The organism is Halodesulfovibrio sp. (genome assembly GCF_025210605.1).
Taxonomy (GTDB): Bacteria; Desulfobacterota; Desulfovibrionia; order Desulfovibrionales; family Desulfovibrionaceae; genus Halodesulfovibrio.
Map to the genome: position 1 here is coordinate 17,958 of NZ_JAOARI010000007.1, position 17,883 is coordinate 35,840.

Here is a 17,883-nt window from a genome sequence, read left to right on the forward strand (position 1 = left end):
ATATAAATTGTGCCCTGCATTTCTCGTATAGTAATGATATGCCGAACTAGGCAGATACAAACGTTGTTAATCCTCTCTGAATAAAATTTTTAAGGAATATATCCCATGGCAAGAACTAAAGATTCTGCACTACCGCCAGCCCGTTCAGTCGCGCTTGAAGTCATTTCACAGGTTTTAGATAAAGGACGCGATGTTCAGGCAGCGCTTGATTACCAGTTGAATAATCAAAAGATTACTTCACAGGATTCTGCGTTGTGTACAGAGTTGGTGTATGGTTTTCTGCGTTACAAAGGACGCATAGAAGCACTTTTGGGATTGTTTTTGAAAGACAGCTCAAAGCTTCCTAAAAAAGCATTTAGCGTTATGGGGCTTGCAGCGTACGAGATGTTGTATCTTGATCGTATCCCTGTGTACGCTTCTGTTGACTGGTGTGTAGGCTACGTAAAAAAACGTTTTTCGTTAGGTCTTGGTAAGCTTACCAACGCTGTGCTGCGAAATCTTGACCGCATGGGTGACAAAGCCCACGACATGGAATCAATCCGCAAAAAAGGCATGGCAGATACCGCCCTTCTTGCTGCATGGCATTCTATGCCGGAGTGGATTGTTACTGCATGGATGGAAGCATACGGCGAAAAGCGTACTCAAGTGCTGCTTGCCAATGCACAAAAACATGCGCCATTGGGGATTCGCGTTAACCAGACATTTGAAACAGCCAATGAGCTTGTTGAAAAATTAAGCAACGATGGTCGAAGCATTGAAACCATCGGCTATGGTGTGTTGTATCCAGCAGGTTCACAACCCGCAGAGCTTAAAACAATGATTAACGACGGGCTGGTGTCCCGCCAGTCTATGGCATCACAAGAAGTGTTACGCGAAGCACTCCCAGAAACTTGGGAAGCTCCGGTATGGGATTGCTGCTGTGGACGTGGTGGTAAAACTTACGCCTTACTTGAGCAAGATGTGGACGTCACTTTTGCTTCAGACACTTCTCGCAAACGTCTTTTAGGAATGCGTGAAGAAGCCGAGCGTCTTGCAATGTATCCGCCAGAATCGCTTTTGATGTCCGCTGCTGAGTCTCCGAAAAAAGGTTCACCGTTGCAGCAGGAGCCACCAGCAACAATTTTAGCCGATGTTCCTTGTTCCGGTTTCGGCACGCTCTCCCGCCGTCCAGATGTTCGTTACCATCGAACAACAGAAGGAATTTCTGATCTTATTGAAGTTCAGAAAAAGATTATGGAAAACACATACTCCATCCTGAAAGATGGCGGTTTGCTTGTATACATGACCTGTACAATCAACCCAGATGAGAACGAAAAGCAGGTGCAGGCATTCCTTGAGCGTCATCCAGAAGTGAAGCTCGAAAAAGAATGGCAAACTCCTGATACCAGTGAGTACGGCGAATACTTCTACGTGGCGTTGTTACGAAAGCCTTAATTTTTTTGATGCCTTCGGCGGGCAGACTGCTTTGTGCTGCCTCCGGCGGGTCTTCGACGACGCTGCCGCGGGCTTTAAGAACCTTTCTCGGAGAAAGGTTCTTAAAAATCTCCAAAGACTTTTATTCGCGAGTTCAGCCCGTTTTTTGTAACATCTCGCGGCTTACGCACCACTACCTTATTCAATAAAAATAACCGTACACCTTCGTACACTTCTCCAAAGATATTTCTTTGATTGGCTTCAAGGGACATATTTCATACAGAAAAAGGGTGGAGTAAAAAACTCCATCCTTTTTTTATTGCTCAAAAGCGATTTGCCTAAACGGGGTCAAGGGGACGTGTCCCCTTGCGGGGGTGCAGGGGGCAGCGCCCGCCTGCCCGTCGGAGACATCTGCTGAATCCCAAGCACGCATATATTGGTTTCGTAAAAAGAGAGGTCTTCGACGACGCTGCCGCGGGCTTTAAGAACCTTTCTCGAAGAAAGGTTCTTAAAAATCTCCAAAGACTTTTATCCGTGAGTTCAGCCCGTTTTTTACACCACCTCGCGGCTTACGCACCACTACCTTACTTAATAAAAATAACCGAGTAGCTTTGTACTCTCCCCTACAAATATACTCCTAATCGGGACTAAGGGGACACCTTTTCATACAGAAAAAGGGTGGAGTAAAAAACTCCATCCTTTTTTTATTTTTCAAAAAGCGAGTTGCCTAAATGGGGTTAAGGGGACACGTCCCCTTGCGGGGGTGCAGGGGGCAGCGCCCGCCTGCCCGTCGGAGACTCGCCAAAGGCATCACAACGAACTTACTTTTGCATACAGAAAAAGGGTGGAGTAAAAACTCCACCCTTTCTTTATTGCTTAAAAAGCGATTTACCTAATTGGGGTCAAGGGGACGTGTCCCCTTGTGGGGGTGCAGGGGGTGAAACCCGCCTGCCCGCCGGAGGCAATGCAATGTAGCTTAGTCTGCTTGCCCGTGGGAGACCCGCCAGAGGCAAATGCAATGCTATTTCATCTGTGCTGCAACGTGGTCAGCGCCAGCCTGAATTGCTTCAGCGTTCTTTGGAATGAGATGGCTGTAGCGGGAACTGATAACAGATGAAAGAGACTCTTTTACTTGTTCTAATGGTACACAGCCTGTTGCTTGAACGTAGGCACCGAGTGCAACCATGTTTGCCATGCGGGTGTTGCCGAGTTCGTCGGCAATTTCGTTTGCTGGCACTGTGTAGGTTGTGACACGGTCATCAGCTTTTGTTGCGTCAACGAGAGAGGAGTTCAGAATCTGAACACCGCCGTCAACGAGCTTAGGCTGGAATTTATCGAGGGAAGGCTGGTTCATGATAATCAGAGATTTTGGGCTTTGAATAATTGGGGAACCGATGTCTTCTGAGGAAATTACAACGGTGCAGTTTGCTGTTCCGCCGCGCATTTCTGGGCCGTATACAGGGATGTAGGTTACTTCTGAACCTGCTTCCATGCCTGCGTATGCCAGCAGGTTACCAATGAGCATAACGCCCTGACCACCGAAACCGGCGATGATAACGTCCTGATACATGTTATTCCTCCCCGTCCTTGGTCACATCTTTAAATACTCCCAGCGGGAAGTACGGAATCATTTCTTCCTTGATGCGGGTGTTTGCTGCAACAGCGTCCATTTTCCAGTTAGTCGGACATGCGGAGAGCATTTCTACAAAACCGAAACCTGTTCCATTCACTTGCATTTCGAATGCCTTACGCAGTGCTTTTTTAGCACGGCGGATGTTCTTAACGGAATCAAGAGATACACGTTCGCAGTAAGCAGTGCCGCCGAGACCACCGATGATTTCACTCATGCGGATTGCCTGACCGTGCTCTTCTGCACAACGTCCGTTAGGACAGGTAGTAGATTTCTGACCTTCAAGGGTTGTAGGCGCCATCTGACCGCCGGTCATGCCGTAAACGGTGTTGTTGACGAATACAACGGAGATTTTTTCACCACGGTTTGCAGCGTGAACAATCTCTGCAAGACCGATGGAAGCTAAGTCACCGTCACCCTGATAGGTGAATACGAATTTATCTTTACGTGCGCGTTTGAGACCGGTTGCTACTGCCGGAGCACGACCATGCGGTGCTTCTACAGCGTCTACATCAAGGTAGTTGTAGATAAATACGGAGCAACCGATGGAACCGACACAAAGGGTGTCATCCACAAGTCCCATTTCGGTAAGCACTTCGCCCACAAGGCGGTGTGCAACGCCGTGATGACAACCCGGGCAGTAATGCGTAGGGCGGTCGATCATGATTTCAGGTGCGTCGAAAACGAGTTTTTCAGACATTCCCTAGTCCTCCAGATGCTTGATGATAGGTGCGAGGAAGTCATCGGAACCAGGGAGGTCGCCTGGCATGTGACCGTGGAAATCGGAATCTGCAATACCACGTACGGAAAGGCGCACGTCGTCTACCATCTGGCCGCAGTTCTGTTCAATAGTAAGGAAGCGTTTGCCCTGCTTGGCAAGATCACGAAGTACTTCAGATGGGAACGGGTACAATGTAAGAGGACGTACCAGACCCACTTTTTTGCCTTCGGAACGCAGGCGGCGAACAGTTGATTTAACAATACGGCCAATTGAGCCGAATGCTACAACTACCAGTTCTGCATCGTCACATTCAAATACGTCTGCGCGTGCTTCTGCCTGCATTGCTTCATACTTTGCCTGAAGGTTACGGTTCTGACCTGCAAGTGCACCATCTTCGAGGAAGAGGGATTTTAGCAGACGTTTTTCGCGACCTTTTGCACCGTCGAGACACCAGTTTTCTGCACCGTGGTTGTCAGCAGCTTCTGGTTCCCAAGGAGTAACCGGCTCTTTCATTTGTCCTACAATTGCATCAGCAAGCACGAGAACAGGGTTACGATATTTAAATGCAAGGTCGAATGCCTCGATCATCATATCGTAGCCTTCCTGACAGGTACCCGGAGCGAGAACGAGTGTACGGTAGTCGCCATGACCGCCGCCTCGTGTGGACTGGAAGTAGTCACCCTGAGAAGAGCCGATGTCGCCAAGACCCGGACCACCGCGGTTTACGTTAACAATAACACCCGGAAGCTCAGAGCCAGCCATGTAGGAAATACCTTCCTGCATGAGTGATACGCCCGGAGATGAAGAGGTAGTCATTGCACGTGCACCGCCAGCAGCAGCGCCGAGAAGCATGTTAACAGCTGCCACTTCGGATTCAGCCTGAACAAATTCACCGTTGACGGTTGCCATCTCGGTAGAAAGAAATTCAGGAATATCATTCTGCGGAGTAATTGGGTAGCCGAAGTAACAGGTACAGCCAGCAGCGAGAGCACCACGGGAAATAGCTTCGTTACCTTTGATGAAAATACGTTTCTTTTCTGACATGGCTATTTCTCCTTTTTCTCTTCGCGGTAGACCTTGATAACAAGGTCAGGACAAATAAGCGCACAGGAAGTACAGCCTGTACAGTTTTCCATGTCTTCTGCTTTCACTTCTGCCACTTTGTACCCTTGCTGGTTAAAGCGGGAGGACTGGCAGATAATCTTTTTTGGGCAAACGGTAGAACAGAGCATGCAGCCCTTACACCGTTCTTCGCGGAATTCAACCCGTGCCATGTTTATACCTCGACTTTATAAGTAAGATCAGTTGTTTGCCGTGTGGTTATATAAAAACTTGCGGCTTATTTATGGAGCATGAACTACAATTATGTCAAAAGTGACCATGTATTACAATACCCATTATAACATAAGCCCCTTTTACAGGATAAGCATGGAATCTCCATAGCTAAATACCCGGAAGCCTTGTGCGATGGCATCGGCGTATCCTTCAAGAACACGCTGCTTGGTAGCGAAGGCGCTAATCATCATGAGTAGCGAGGATTCGGGCAAGTGGAAGTTGGTAATCATGTGGTCTACAACATTGAACGTGTAGCCGGGGTAAATGAAAATATTTGTAGAGCCTTTGAACGGTGCTATTTTTCCGGCTTCTTTAAAAGCACCTTCCAAAACGCGGGATGATGTAGTGCCCACAGCAATTACAGGACGACCTTCTTTTTTTGCCTGAATGATTTTTTGCGCTGTTTCTTCGGACAATTCGATATATTCTTTGTGCATTGAATGCTCACGAATGTCATCGCAGCGTACTGGTGAAAACGTTCCGTATCCAACGTACAGTGTTACTTCTGCCCATTCAATACCGCTTTGTGAAAGCTGCTCGCGCATTTCTTCCGTAAAATGCAGCCCCGCAGTTGGTGCTGCTACGGAGCCAAGCTGGGAGTCGTCTGCATAGACTGTCTGGTAGCGGTCTTTATCAGCTGTGGTGTCTTCGCGTTTGATATATGGAGGTAGCGGCAGGTGACCTTGGTTCAGGAAATGGTCTTTCAAGTCTCCACGCCAGCTGATGGTTGCTTCGCAGCGTCCAAATTCTGCGGTAGCGGTAACTTCTACACGCAGATCATCACCAAATTCTGCCACAGTGCCTACTTTGACGCGCTTGGACATGCGCATCAGTCCTTCGACTGTTGCGTTTTTCCATTCACCATTTTCTACAGGCTCAATGAGCGGCAGCGGAGTGAGCATGAGAAATTCAACTTTGCCGCCTGACGGGCGCTTGCCATATAAGCGTGCCGGAAGAACTTTGGAGTTGTTGACAACAAGCAGTGCGTTTTTAGGCAGAAAATCTGCAAGATCTGCAAACATTGCTGCATGATTCTCGCCGGTTTTTCTATCGACAACAAAAAGGCGTGAGCTGCCGCGCTTGTCAGCAGGGTGCTGAGCAATCTGATCTTCAGGAAGCTCATAGGTATATGATGATAACCTGAAATCTTCAGGAATTGTCTCTAAATCTTTATTTGTGCAGTAACTGTCACGTTCCATTATAATAATCCATTCTCTGTCATTTAAGGAAGGTGTAAAATTGCGGTTTATCTTGCATTGCGCTATTTATATTCGATGTAACATTATATACATGATGTGTACTCAATGTGCCTACACTTGAACTCTATAAGACTCAATCATAAAGGAGCGACCATGCGGGCTCGACTGGTTTTTTCTGTTTTAGCTCTTTGCGTGATGCTATCCGGTTGTACTCTTTCAAATATGTCCGGAACTGCAAAGCCTACAGGAGCTGCTCAATCAGCAGCAGAATCTAAATTTGTATATTACAACTTCCCTGATGTACGTGTTCCTTCCGAAATGGAACCTGATGAATCTCAGATGTTTGTACATGGGATGGGACACAAACAGACAGGTGTGCTTGTTTTTTCCGGTAATGTTGATTTTATGTCACTTACCAGAGCTATGATTACTACGATGCGTCAGGATGGGTGGGAACTCCGCTTTCAGTTCGCCTCACCGCGCACCTTATTGCTTTTCACAAAGCCTACCCGCTTTGCTATTGTGAACATCACAGATACCAGCAGCTTTACAACTGATCTGGAAATTTGGGTGTCTCCTCGTCCAGAGCATGCTGAAACTATGCTTGAAAAGCCGCTTCCACTCATAGAAGCTCCACGCTCTTCATACAATAGTGCACCAAAGCCAAGCGCTGCACAGGCTCCGGCTTCCAATGCTGCGACTGAAGAAGGATTGGACAGCTAGTGAAATCACATACAGCTTTTACAGGCTTTCTCGGAAAGCGTATGCACCTTGGTATCAGCGGTTCAATTGCTGCGTACAAGGGGTTGGACTTACTGAGAATGTTTAAAGATAGCGGTGCTGACGTTGGTGTAACTCTTACATCTTCTGCGCAGAAGTTTATTACTCCGCTCAGTTTTGAGGCACTTGGTGCTTCACCTGTTTTTTCTACCATGTATCCTGTGGGTGACGATGTTTTCGGACACCTGATGCCGGGTGAAGCATGCCATGCTTTTGTCATTGCTCCGGCTTCTGCCACAACCATTGCACGCCTTGCAAATGGCTTGGCAGATGATATGCTTTCGTGTCAGGCGCTGGCGTTTCCTGAAAAGCTGGTGATTGCTCCGGCGATGAATCCGCGCATGTGGCACAATGCTGCTACACAGGAAAATATCGACAGATTAAGTTGTCGCGGGCATGTGATTATTGAGCCGGGGTGTGGACGGACAGCATGTCTTGAAGAAGGACAGGGGCGTCTTGCTCCTGTTGATGATATTTACCTGCATGGACTGCGGGCACTGTCTCCGCAGGATATGGCAGGGCAGACTGTTATGGTAACGCTTGGTCCTACCCGTGAAAAGTGGGACGGTGTTCGTTTCTGGTCAAATCCTTCTTCCGGTACTATGGGAGCGTCGTTCGCTATTGCGGCATGGCTGCGTGGTGCAGAAGTACATGCTGTGTGCGGTGCAGGTACACCGTGGTTGCCATCGGTTATCACCCGACATGATGTGACGAGTGCAGCGGATATGTTTGAAGCGGCTGAGTCCTTATGGAACGATATGAGCATTGGCGTATTTACAGCAGCTGTTGCAGATTATTCTCCTGTGCCTTTTGGTGATTCCAAATTTAAGAAGGGTGGGGATGACCTTACAGTGTCCTTTACTCGAACCGTAGATATTCTTAAAACGCTCGGTACGAAAAAACGTGATGACCAACGAGTGATCGGTTTTGCTGCTGAGACTGATAATCTACGTGAGAATATGAAGAAGAAACTTACTGCCAAGAATGCAGATATTATTGTTGGTAATAATGTTGCGAAGAGTGGTTCCGGGTTCGGCTCTGCCACTAACGAAGTCTGCATTGTTGATAGAAACGGCAGGCAGGAAGATTGGCCTGTTGCACCGAAGCCGGAAGTCGCATGGAGAGTTTTTGATTGGCTGCTTCAACTGTAGTTCTTAGCGAACAGATACGTCCTTGGCATAATGCCGGACTTCGCTTTCTTTTTGATGAGGATGGCTCTATTGCACAGGCAATGGCTGACGCGCAAGCAGCAGCTTCGGCAGTGCAAGCTGCACCAGTGGCACAGCCTGTCCCGTCTTCTGTTGCGCCTGCACAGCAGGCAGCTCCGCAGTCTATACAGCAACAGCCTAAGCAGCAGGCAGCACCAGTAGCACAGCCTCAAAAACAGCGCCCGCAACGTCCTGCTTCGCACTCTACAGCAGTGCCGCCCCGCGCTATGCCGTCGCTTGTTATTCATCCGACAAATAAACCGCCAGAAGAATGGCCTGAGCAGTGGCAGGGATATTGGAGTAAAGTTCAAATTCCAAGCCCTGTTGTGTGGACATACTGGTCGCTCGGTGATGATCTTTCCGGTCATGCAGATGCTAAGCGTCGTGAAATATTAAAAAAGCTTATTAGCAGCATTAACCTTCCGCGCGGAACAAGTTCGTTTTGGCCTGTGGCGGCAAGTGGTGCTGTCGCAGGTGATTTGACTCCTGCGCCGGAGATTTTCCTTGCTGGCTTGCGCCGTCTGCGTCCTCGTTATAGCGTTGTGTTTGGCTCCAAGGCTCTTAAAAGCTTTATGCCGGATTCTACATTGCGACCATATCTGTTTACCCAGTTCTTAGGACATAGACTTATTGCATTGCCGGATGTTGATTACTTGGTCAAATCTCCGAACATGCTTGCACCGGTTGTTGCATACCTCCGTACTGCGATTCGATTGTCTCGATAAGGAACCGGTGTTTTGATCCGGTGAAGAAAATGTATACCTTGTAAGTTCTCGCTTACTTTGTCTGAAATGCGTAGCGCACTCTCTGTAAAAAGAGGGTGCGCTTTTTTATGTTTCACGTGAAGCTTTTTGATTTTCCAAAAAACAATGTCTTTTTGTTCCATACTGGTATTAGCTCAGAATAAGGTGTAGCTTTCCACATAGTAGGAATAATTCTTATCAAGTAGTGTTTTGGGAGGTGAAAATGAGAGGTTTGCGTTTTATAGCCGTTATTAGCCTGTTTGCGGCGTTTTTTGTAGTTTTGCAAACAATCACATTACCTGCTGAAGAAAAATCGCCCATACAGACCTCTCAAAATGCGGAAAATTCCAAAATTACGATTGTACAATTTTCAATTGAAGGTGGGATTGGACCCGCGCAGGCAGAATTGACAGAAAATGTTTTGAAAGAGGCTGGCTCGATTGGAGCACAGTTTGTGGTTCTGCAATTGGACACTCCAGGTGGGCTTGTTTCCTCTATGCGAGAAATTGTAAAAACAATGCTCAACTCATCTATTCCCGTTTTGGTGTGGGTTGGGCCAAGAGGTTCCCGTGCTGCAAGTGCAGGTGTATTTCTTGTAGCTGCCTCAGCATTTGCAGGAATGGCTCCGCAGACAACTATGGGGGCTGCATCTCCTGTTGGAGCAGGTGGAAAAAATATTGATCCGACAATGAGTAAAAAAGTTATAAACGACCTTGTTAGTCTTGTTCGTTCCGTTGCTGCGCGGCATGACAGAAATTTGAATTGGTACGAAGATGCTGTTCGCAACAGCACGACGATCAATAGTGAAAGAGCTGCAACGGCGCGTGTTGTCGAAGTGGTTGCACCGTCCGTGGAAGACTTTCTTGTTCAGGCAGGCAAACATGGCATAAAAACTCTGGATGGAACGGTTCACTTTTCTGAGTCGCAATTGCAAATTGTTCGATACGAGCCGACGTTTCGGTACAAAGTGTTATCGTGGCTGATTGATCCGCAAATTGCCTACTTGCTTTTACTTGCAGGTGTGGCGTGTCTTTTCATTGAATTTACCCATGCCGGAGCGATTATACCGGGGGTTGTGGGCGCGTTAGCGTTATTACTTGGCGCATATGCAATGTCTATTCTTCCAACAAATATTGCCGGTCTGCTTCTTATTCTCTTCAGTATTGTTCTCTTTGCTCTGGAAATAAATATTACTAGCTACGGATTGCTTTCTCTTGGGGGAGTGGCGGCATTGTTAATTGGCTCGCTCATTTTGTTTCCCGAAGAGGGTGGGCATATGGCGTTACCAATCTCTTTAGTTCTGGGAACCACAGGTGCTATTGCATCGATCATGGGTGGTGCTGCTTTTTTAGCAGCCAAAGCTATGCGCAAAAAACCTGCAAGCGGGATCGAAGCCATGATTGGAACCACAGCAGAGGTTCTTTCGTGGGATGGCAAAGAAGGCAGAGTGTTTGCCTACGGAACATTATGGTCAGCAAAAATAGATTCGGAAAAGTATCCTGATGGCGTTGAGTTAGAAAAGGGAGCAAAAGTTACCGTGAAGGCTATCGAAGGGCTTACGGTAATAATCGATAAAGAATGAATGGTACAAGGATACCTTCCAGCAACTTTGAATAGTCAAACCTGAAAATATATCGGGAGCAAGTATGTATACAATTTCGGCGGTACTTGGCGTTGTGGTTGTCTTTTTAGTCTTAGCTATCCGTATCTTGAACGAGTATGAAAGGGCGGTCGTGTTTCGCCTTGGGCGTGTTTTGGATTCTAAAGGGCCGGGGCTTATCATCCTCATTCCTGTTATAGATCGCATGATTCGAGTTTCCATGCGGGTGCTGACTTTGGATGTTCCATCGCAGGATGTCATTACGCGTGATAACGTATCTGTTCAGGTTAGTGCTGTTGTCTATTTTAAGGTTGTGGAGCCGACCAAATCCATCATTGAAGTAGAAGATTTTTTATTCGCAACCTCACAGCTTGCGCAGACAACACTGCGTAGTGTGTGTGGTGGAGCAGAGCTTGATGAGCTTTTGGCGCACCGTGAGAAAATGAATATGCAGATTCAAGATTTGCTCGATAAGCAGACAGCTCCGTGGGGAATTAAAGTAAATTCAGTTGAGCTGAAACATATCGATTTGCCGCAGGAAATGCAGCGCGCTATGGCAAAACAGGCTGAAGCGGAACGCGAGCGCAGGGCTAAAGTTATTAATGCTGAAGGTGAATATCAGGCTGCGACGAAGCTGTCTGAAGCTGCGGAAATTATCGCCCGTCATCCACAAGCATTGCAATTGCGATACCTGCAAACTATGCAGGAAATGTCCGGTAATGCTGGCTCAACTCTGATTCCAATACCACTAGACATAGTGACTAAACTCATGCCACAAAAAGGCGTTGAAAAAACAGATGATACTTAATTCCGAGGTATCGGTATACAGACCGGCAGCTCGGATTACATACACTTTCACTGCACCTTCAGGAGCTTTTGAATGCATATTCTTGTAACGGGAGCTGCCGGTTTTATCGGCTCCGCCCTTTCCCAGCGTTTTTTATCCGCAGGTCACACTGTGGTTGGTCTTGATAACTTGAATGACTACTACAGCGTTCAATTGAAAAAAGATCGTCTTGCACCGCTTGTTGCTAATCCAAATTTCCGCCACGCCAACTTTGATCTTGCAGATCGTGAATCCATGCGCGAAATGTTTGCTACCGAACAGTTCACACATGTTGTGAACCTCGCAGGTCAGGCAGGCGTTCGATACTCTATCGAAAATCCAGATTCCTATGTAGACGCAAACCTTGTTGGCTTCGGCAACATTCTTGAAGGCTGTCGTCATAACGGCGTGAAGCATCTGGTGTATGCATCCTCAAGCTCTGTATATGGGTTGAACACAAATATGCCGTTTGATACTCACAAAGCGGTTAACCATCCTGTCAGCCTTTACGCTGCAAGTAAAAAAGCGAACGAGCTTATGGCGCATACTTACAGTCACCTGTACGGTCTGCCAACAACAGGACTTCGCTTCTTCACAGTATACGGCCCGTGGGGACGTCCTGATATGGCGCTTTTCCTCTTCACAAAAGCAATTTTGGAAGGCAAGCCGATCAACGTATTCAACCACGGAAAAATGAAACGCGACTTTACCTATATCGACGATATCGTAGAAGGTGTAGTGCGCGTTACCAACAAAACACCAGAGCCAAACCCAGATTGGGACAGCAACAACCCTGACCCAGCTTCCAGTTCTGCGCCATACCGTGTCTACAACATCGGTAACAACAATTGTGTTGAGCTTGGTCGCTTCATTGAAGTGCTCGAAGAAAAGCTCGGTAAAAAAGCTATCAAGAACATGATGGAGATGCAGCCGGGTGACGTTGCTGCAACCTACGCAAACGTAGATGACTTGATGAACGATGTGGGCTTCAGACCAGATACCTCCATTGAAAAAGGCATCGGTGCATTTGTTGATTGGTATCGCGGATACTACAACGTATAGTTTTTGGTTTCACGTGAAACAACAGAAAGGCTCTCTTTTGAGAGCCTTTTTTTATGGCGAGTTATCTGATTGGTTCTGATGGTAAATGTAATGTTTTTTTGTCTCCGACGGGCAGGGGATTTCAAACCCCCTGCACCCCCTATTAGGCGATGAGTACTCTTTTTTTATATACTTCTCGGCTTCAAGATAGTTGTTTTTGAGAGGGGGGGGGAATATTCAGGTACAGGGAAGGATAAATAACTCAGGTGAGATTACCTATGTGCTTATGGTTGGAGGCACGTTATTGTCGTTTTTTGGGTAGTTATGTTTTTTGTGTAACTTCAATAATCTTTTTTAATGTTATATACGAAGCTCAAAAAAAATTTGTAAAATTTTCGTGGCGCTAGAAGCTGTAAGTACAGACGGGCTAGGCTCGCCTAATGGGGGATCAAGGGGTTTCAAATCCCTTGCCCGTCGGAGACAAAAAAGAAAATAGCAACAGAAAAGCAAAAATAAAAATGAAATGAACGCAAGAGAAAGGCTGCCGTTTCACGTGAAACATGACGCATAAAAACTAACGATAGTTTCTAATTAGGTAACTTTGCGACTTCGAGTATAACGGATAAGGGATGTATTTTTTACCATGCAAAGTTCATTGCTTTGTGTTGACATAATCACAGTATATTAACTAGCAATGGAAAAGTTACTCTGCAACGCTGTAGTTAGAGAGGGTAGGACAGGATAATTTTAGTATGTTTCACGCGAAACATTTTCATGCATTATCCTACTTCAACTGTACAAGAGAGGTTCATGTGGCACGGATTATTGCTGTAGCTAACCAAAAAGGTGGTGTGGGTAAAACTACGTCATCTGTAAACTTAGCAGCGTCTTTGGCTGTAATGGAGAAGCGAGTTCTTCTTGTCGACTGTGACCCGCAGGCAAACGCAACAAGCGGCATCGGTCTTGATGTAGAGAACTTGTCCAGCAATTTATACCGCACTTTTTTTACGCCAGAAAAAACACTGCATGCAATTTACCCTACAGATATGCCGTATCTTTCTGTGCTACCGGCATCCACTGATCTTGTTGCTGTTGAACTTGAGCTTGTAGATAAGATGGGGCGTGAATATTATTTGCAGGATGTCTTGAAAAATGTGGCATCCCGATTTGACTATATCATTATAGACTGCCCACCTTCTCTTGGCTTGATTACACTGAATGCTCTATGCGCAGCTCAGGAAGTTCTCATCCCGCTTCAGTGTGAATTTTATGCGCTGGAAGGGATTGTAAAACTATTGCAAACATACGAGCAGGTAAAAAAACGCCTCAACACAGATTTATCGTTGCTGGGTGTTGTGCTTACTATGTTTGACAAACGGAATAGACTTTCTACTCAGGTAAAAAATGAAGTAGAGCGTTGCTTTCCTGAGCATATATTCGAAACGATTATTCCCCGAAATGTGCGCCTTTCTGAAGCGCCGAGTTTTGGAAAATCAATTATTCACTACGATATAAAATCAAAAGGCGCAGCAGCATACCTTGCACTTGCTAAGGAAGTTGCAATGCGGAATGCCTCTGCGCCTATGAGATAATTTTGGTGATGTAGCTATTCTGGATAGATGCATTCCGGTTCGCAAGATTCGCCGGAATGTGTTGTAGCTTCGAAACAGATGTGATCTTTAAAATGCTTTTTGCGTACGGTTCCACCACATTTTTCACAGTGGAATACAAGCAGACCGCTTAAAGAAGCGTTTGTAAGATGGAAGATTCTTGGGCTGTCTTCTTCCCAGTTCTCTGACTCAGCACCGCATGCTTTGCATGAAACTTTGGCATTGAACGGGTACTTAAAGTCCCAATAATCTTTAAACATCTGCCAGTCTTCAATAGGTTCTTGATTAATCTCAGAAGTATCTTTTCCCTGAGCCTGATCAAGAATCTTTGATATTTTTTTACCCGCTTTTGCCCAAATTTCAGGGCTTAGCAATACGCCGTGCAGGTTACCTTCACGGTCGTACAATGGCTTTACATGGTTTTCATATTCAGACATTTCAGCCTCCATAACGTGCCGATTATTTGTGAGTGTGAATATCCAAGAGTCATGTTCTAAAGACAGATTGTCAAGGAGATATATATGGCAGGCGCACAGAGAGGTCTCGGGCGTGGATTGGATGCACTGTTTAAAAATACAGATGCTGTTGAAGAAGTAGAAAAACCGAACACTCTTCCTTTGCGGCTTTTACAGGCAAATCCGGGGCAGCCTCGTAAAACGTTTGATGATGATGCACTGGAAGAACTGGCTACTTCAATCCACGAAAAAGGCGTACTCCAGCCTTTGCTTGTTCGACCAATCGTCGCTAACGGGCAGAATGTATATGAAATTGTAGCGGGCGAACGTAGATTTAGAGCAAGCCAGCTGGCAGGTATTCGTGAGGTTCCGGTTGTTATTCGAGAACTGGATGACATGGAAACGCTGGCAATTGCGTTGATCGAAAACTTACAGCGTGAAGATTTGACCCCGCTCGAAGAAGCAAAAGGTCTTCAGGAGTTGAAAGAACAGTTCAGTCTTTCGCAAGAAGAACTGGCAAAGCAGGTTGGAAAGAGCCGTTCTGCAATTGCAAACACATTGCGCTTGTTACAGCTTCCTGATGTTGCTCAGGACGCACTTTCAAACGGTACTATTACAGCTGGGCACGCCAGAGCTATTCTTGCTGTCGATGAAGTTGCCCGAATCGATTTTCTTGGTATCATAGTTTCGCAAATGTTGACGGTGCGCGAGGCAGAAGCTCTTGCAGCGTCTTGGAAACAGCATAAACGTTTTGTCACTCCCGAAGAGGCAAAAAAAGAAAAAATAAAAACAGAAAAACCTGCTGCGTTGAAAGAATTTCAAACACAGCTGAGTTCGCTTTTTGCCAGCAAAGTAACCATGAGCGGTACTGAGCAGAAAGGAAAAGTGACGCTGGCGTACAGTTCGGAAGAAGAGCTGCGCACGTTACTCAGCAAATTGGGAATTGAGCAAGCCGGTTAATGCTACATGTCTATCACGCATCAGTGATGTGCTGATTTGGCTGACCTCGTAGCGTTATTATTCTGAGGATAACATTATATATGGTAAATAAATATACACTTGCAGAACGTGTTCACTGCTTTGCCGATTCTAAAGTTCTTATTATCGGTGACATCATGATAGATGAATATTTGATGGGCAGTGCGGACCGGATTTCTCCAGAGGCTCCAGTGCCGGTTGTTCATGTGAGTAGTGACAGGCATGTGTTGGGCGGAGCTGGTAACGTAGCCAAAAACGTTCGCACGCTTGGTGGTGTTCCTAAAATTATTACAGTTTCCGGTACTGGAATGGGTGCAGATTTGTTGAATGCTCTGTTAGATTCTGAAGGAATCGAGCACGACATTCAACAGATTGGAACTCGCAAGACAACACGGAAAACACGTATTCTTGCCAGTAACCAACAGATGATTCGTATCGACCGAGAAGATACAGCTACAATTCAGGGCGAAGCTCTCGATCAGCTTATGGTTCGAGTCGAAAATTGCATTTCTGAATATGAAGTAGTGATTGTGTCAGATTACGGTAAGGGCGTTGTTAGTAAGGAATTTATGGAACGCTTGAGTTTCTTGTGTGATGCACAGGAACATCGTCCTAAAATTTTCGTAGATCCGAAAACGCCGAACTTTAGGCTTTATCAGAATGTATTTATCTTAACGCCAAATGCAAAAGAAACCAGTGAAGGGGCTAACCTTCCTGTGGGAACGCGTGAAGAAATTCTTGAAGCTGGTCGTGAAATATTCCGTCTTCTTGATTGTGATAAGCTTCTCACAACTCTCGGACCGCTGGGGATGGCTCTTTTTGATGACGAAGATACAGTCTGGCATGTGCCAACAATGGCGCAAGAAGTTTTCGATGTAACAGGCGCGGGTGATACCGTCATTGCTACAGCAGCGCTGGCTGTTGCTTCAGGTTGTTCTCTTATCGATTCTTGTGTGTTGGCAAACTACGCCGCAGGTGTCGTTGTGGGGCATGTAGGAGCCGCTTCTGTAACGCCGGATCAACTTATCGAAACCATTCAAAGCCTCCCATTACCACCAGTGGAAAAATGGACTTAGCTACCCGTTACGTGTACACTTATTGTTATCAACAGATTGGGATATAAGTGTATCCATATCATTCAGTGTGCCCTATTTCTTGGTAGTCACAACAAGCATCATAAGGCCTGGAATCATACTCCGGGTCTTTTTTTCGGTACTTCGATGAGCATAATTAGATTTCGACTCGTACTCATTCTCGTTCTGTGCATAACGATACTTTTTTCTGCTGGCTGTGCATCAATGACAAAGCTTAAAAGTTACAGTGCGAATGAACTATATAGAGGATATCTGGCAAAGGATGAGGTGATTCTCAAGCTGGATGGTAAAATTGTTTACGTTGAGGGCAAAATTACACGCATAGATCAAAGCAAGCTTAACGATATGTTCATTGAGCTTAATTCCCGTGTAATTGTCATTTTGCGAAAAGATGAGATCGTAAATATTTCTAAAATTGGACTGACAAACGGTGACACAATAACTGTTGTAGGCAACTTTGAGGGCGAGGGCGTCTTGTCGCAATGGTTAACAAATGCTAGCAACAAAGTTCTTGTGATAGAGCAAGCACAAATTGTAGATAAAGATTGCTGGTATGATTTGGAAAACTTCGAAAATCCTTTGTTTTTTTAGTAAAACCAATTAGATAAGATTGTTAATGAGAGCAACTGGCTGTGAGCTGGTTGCTCTTTTTTTAGCCTTCGGCGAGTCTCCGACAGGCAGGCGAATGAAGGTGGGGTGTCTCCGACGGGCAGGCGGGCGCCGCCCCCTGCACCCCCGCAAGGGGACGCGTCCCCTTGACCCCAATTAGGTGAATTTTCTTTTATGTCAGGTGTTTGAATAGGTTTGCAGCAAGTGGGTTTATTCAAGGATGGGGCGAACAATAAAGAAAGGGTGGAGTTTTTTACTCCATCTTTTTTTTTGTATGAACATGCGCCCCCTGATTCTGATTTGATATGCACCCCATTAGGTGGACAGGGTAAAAAAGCCTTACTAGGTTTATTTACTTCCACCTAATGGGGTGCAGACCAGTGCAGACCAATTAGGGGGGATTTTTTTTTGAGGGGAACGAAGAGGGTTACCTCTTTTCGACAGTTTGTTTTGACGGTAACTGGGGGAGCTTGATTTTTTTGCCTAGTGCTTTAATTAAGTAAGGTAGTGGTGCGTAAGCCGCGAGGTGGTGTAAAAAAAGGGCTGACCTCGCGAGTAAAAGTCTTTGGAGATTTTCAAGAACCTTTCTTCGAGAAAGGTTCTTGAAGCCCGCGGCAGCGTCGTCGAAGACATCTTGAAAC

The 17,883-nt window shown here is 46.1% G+C and carries 18 protein-coding genes; 11 read left to right on the top strand and 7 right to left on the bottom strand.

Features of this window, described 5'->3' with window-relative positions:
• The first annotated feature begins 105 nt into the window (after positions 1 to 105).
• Positions 106 to 1,434, top strand: a complete 1,329-nt coding sequence (locus N4A56_RS02555) for a transcription antitermination factor NusB (RefSeq protein WP_295544879.1) — start codon at positions 106 to 108, stop codon at positions 1,432 to 1,434.
• Positions 1,435 to 2,434: 1,000 nt separating this feature from the next.
• Here the strand turns inward: N4A56_RS02555 and N4A56_RS02560 are convergent.
• From N4A56_RS02560 to queA, 5 genes are all read right to left on the bottom strand, one after another.
• Complete coding sequence (locus N4A56_RS02560) at positions 2,435 to 2,983, bottom strand: 2-oxoacid:acceptor oxidoreductase family protein (protein WP_293670315.1); 549 nt, start codon at positions 2,981 to 2,983, stop codon at positions 2,435 to 2,437.
• A 1-nt stretch (position 2,984) separates the two neighbouring features.
• Positions 2,985 to 3,743 carry a thiamine pyrophosphate-dependent enzyme gene (locus tag N4A56_RS02565; protein WP_293670313.1) on the bottom strand — a complete coding sequence of 253 codons (759 nt, stop codon included), beginning with the start codon at positions 3,741 to 3,743 and terminating at the stop codon, positions 2,985 to 2,987.
• Between the two features lie 3 nt (positions 3,744 to 3,746).
• A complete protein-coding gene (locus N4A56_RS02570; RefSeq protein WP_293670311.1) occupies positions 3,747 to 4,808 on the bottom strand; it encodes a 3-methyl-2-oxobutanoate dehydrogenase subunit VorB in 1,062 nt (353 codons plus the stop codon).
• A gap of 2 nt (positions 4,809 to 4,810) precedes the next feature.
• On the bottom strand, positions 4,811 to 5,038 hold the full coding sequence (locus tag N4A56_RS02575; protein WP_020001130.1) for a 4Fe-4S dicluster domain-containing protein: 228 nt from the start codon (positions 5,036 to 5,038) through the stop codon (positions 4,811 to 4,813).
• A gap of 141 nt (positions 5,039 to 5,179) precedes the next feature.
• A complete protein-coding gene (gene queA, locus N4A56_RS02580; protein WP_295544883.1) occupies positions 5,180 to 6,298 on the bottom strand; it encodes a tRNA preQ1(34) S-adenosylmethionine ribosyltransferase-isomerase QueA in 1,119 nt (372 codons plus the stop codon).
• Positions 6,299 to 6,451: 153 nt separating this feature from the next.
• Between queA and N4A56_RS02585 the strand changes: the two genes are divergently transcribed.
• The 7 genes from N4A56_RS02585 (at position 6,452) to N4A56_RS02615 (ending at position 14,088) form a co-directional block, all read left to right on the top strand.
• On the top strand, positions 6,452 to 7,021 hold the full coding sequence (locus tag N4A56_RS02585; protein ID WP_295544884.1) for a hypothetical protein: 570 nt from the start codon (positions 6,452 to 6,454) through the stop codon (positions 7,019 to 7,021).
• Positions 7,021 to 8,229: a bifunctional phosphopantothenoylcysteine decarboxylase/phosphopantothenate--cysteine ligase CoaBC gene (gene coaBC, locus N4A56_RS02590; protein ID WP_295544886.1), complete on the top strand. Its 1,209-nt coding sequence runs from the start codon at positions 7,021 to 7,023 to the stop codon at positions 8,227 to 8,229. Before N4A56_RS02585 ends, coaBC begins: the two co-directional genes overlap by 1 nt.
• The gene (locus tag N4A56_RS02595) at positions 8,211 to 9,011 is read left to right on the top strand and encodes a hypothetical protein (RefSeq protein WP_295544888.1); all 801 of its coding nucleotides are present in this window, start codon (positions 8,211 to 8,213) and stop codon (positions 9,009 to 9,011) included. The genes coaBC and N4A56_RS02595 overlap by 19 nt, the downstream gene beginning before the upstream one ends.
• Positions 9,012 to 9,252: 241 nt before the next feature.
• Positions 9,253 to 10,611, top strand: coding sequence for a nodulation protein NfeD (locus N4A56_RS02600; RefSeq protein WP_293670301.1), 1,359 nt, complete (start codon positions 9,253 to 9,255; stop codon positions 10,609 to 10,611).
• 64 nt (positions 10,612 to 10,675) lie between these two features.
• Positions 10,676 to 11,437, top strand: coding sequence for a slipin family protein (locus tag N4A56_RS02605; protein ID WP_293670300.1), 762 nt, complete (start codon positions 10,676 to 10,678; stop codon positions 11,435 to 11,437).
• A 72-nt stretch (positions 11,438 to 11,509) separates the two neighbouring features.
• Entirely contained in the window at positions 11,510 to 12,517 is a 1,008-nt protein-coding gene (locus N4A56_RS02610; protein ID WP_295544890.1) for an NAD-dependent epimerase, read from the top strand.
• A 791-nt stretch (positions 12,518 to 13,308) separates the two neighbouring features.
• Positions 13,309 to 14,088, top strand: coding sequence for an AAA family ATPase (locus tag N4A56_RS02615; RefSeq protein ID WP_295544893.1), 780 nt, complete (start codon positions 13,309 to 13,311; stop codon positions 14,086 to 14,088).
• Between the two features lie 14 nt (positions 14,089 to 14,102).
• On the opposite strand, the gene N4A56_RS02620 is transcribed toward N4A56_RS02615, so the two are convergent.
• A complete protein-coding gene (locus tag N4A56_RS02620) occupies positions 14,103 to 14,543 on the bottom strand; it encodes a hypothetical protein (protein WP_293670295.1) in 441 nt (146 codons plus the stop codon).
• An 84-nt stretch (positions 14,544 to 14,627) separates the two neighbouring features.
• On the opposite strand from N4A56_RS02620, the gene N4A56_RS02625 reads away from it, so the two are divergent.
• The 3 genes from N4A56_RS02625 (at position 14,628) to N4A56_RS02635 (ending at position 17,224) form a co-directional block, all read left to right on the top strand.
• Positions 14,628 to 15,521, top strand: a complete 894-nt coding sequence (locus tag N4A56_RS02625; RefSeq protein WP_295544895.1) for a ParB/RepB/Spo0J family partition protein — start codon at positions 14,628 to 14,630, stop codon at positions 15,519 to 15,521.
• An 80-nt stretch (positions 15,522 to 15,601) separates the two neighbouring features.
• A complete protein-coding gene (locus N4A56_RS02630) occupies positions 15,602 to 16,615 on the top strand; it encodes a bifunctional ADP-heptose synthase (protein WP_295544897.1) in 1,014 nt (337 codons plus the stop codon).
• 144 nt (positions 16,616 to 16,759) lie between these two features.
• A complete protein-coding gene (locus N4A56_RS02635) occupies positions 16,760 to 17,224 on the top strand; it encodes a hypothetical protein (RefSeq protein ID WP_293670291.1) in 465 nt (154 codons plus the stop codon).
• Between the two features lie 445 nt (positions 17,225 to 17,669).
• On the opposite strand, the gene N4A56_RS02640 is transcribed toward N4A56_RS02635, so the two are convergent.
• Positions 17,670 to 17,883 (bottom strand): hypothetical protein (locus N4A56_RS02640; RefSeq protein WP_295544899.1); only part of this gene is annotated, 214 nt, incomplete at its 5' end.

Excerpts from the sequence above, each read along its gene's own strand:
- N4A56_RS02555 (WP_295544879.1), top strand. The coding sequence starts at position 106 with ATGGCAAGAACTAAAGATTCTGCACTACCGCCAGCCCGTTCAGTCGCG.
- N4A56_RS02560 (WP_293670315.1), bottom strand. The coding sequence starts at position 2,983 with ATGTATCAGGACGTTATCATCGCCGGTTTCGGTGGTCAGGGCGTTATG.
- N4A56_RS02565 (WP_293670313.1), bottom strand. The coding sequence starts at position 3,743 with ATGTCTGAAAAACTCGTTTTCGACGCACCTGAAATCATGATCGACCGC.
- N4A56_RS02570 (WP_293670311.1), bottom strand. The coding sequence starts at position 4,808 with ATGTCAGAAAAGAAACGTATTTTCATCAAAGGTAACGAAGCTATTTCC.
- N4A56_RS02575 (WP_020001130.1), bottom strand. The coding sequence starts at position 5,038 with ATGGCACGGGTTGAATTCCGCGAAGAACGGTGTAAGGGCTGCATGCTC.
- queA (WP_295544883.1), bottom strand. The coding sequence starts at position 6,298 with ATGGAACGTGACAGTTACTGCACAAATAAAGATTTAGAGACAATTCCT.
- N4A56_RS02585 (WP_295544884.1), top strand. The coding sequence starts at position 6,452 with ATGCGGGCTCGACTGGTTTTTTCTGTTTTAGCTCTTTGCGTGATGCTA.
- N4A56_RS02600 (WP_293670301.1), top strand. The coding sequence starts at position 9,253 with ATGAGAGGTTTGCGTTTTATAGCCGTTATTAGCCTGTTTGCGGCGTTT.
- N4A56_RS02605 (WP_293670300.1), top strand. The coding sequence starts at position 10,676 with ATGTATACAATTTCGGCGGTACTTGGCGTTGTGGTTGTCTTTTTAGTC.
- N4A56_RS02610 (WP_295544890.1), top strand. The coding sequence starts at position 11,510 with ATGCATATTCTTGTAACGGGAGCTGCCGGTTTTATCGGCTCCGCCCTT.
- N4A56_RS02620 (WP_293670295.1), bottom strand. The coding sequence starts at position 14,543 with ATGTCTGAATATGAAAACCATGTAAAGCCATTGTACGACCGTGAAGGT.
- N4A56_RS02625 (WP_295544895.1), top strand. The coding sequence starts at position 14,628 with ATGGCAGGCGCACAGAGAGGTCTCGGGCGTGGATTGGATGCACTGTTT.
- N4A56_RS02630 (WP_295544897.1), top strand. The coding sequence starts at position 15,602 with ATGGTAAATAAATATACACTTGCAGAACGTGTTCACTGCTTTGCCGAT.
- N4A56_RS02635 (WP_293670291.1), top strand. The coding sequence starts at position 16,760 with ATGAGCATAATTAGATTTCGACTCGTACTCATTCTCGTTCTGTGCATA.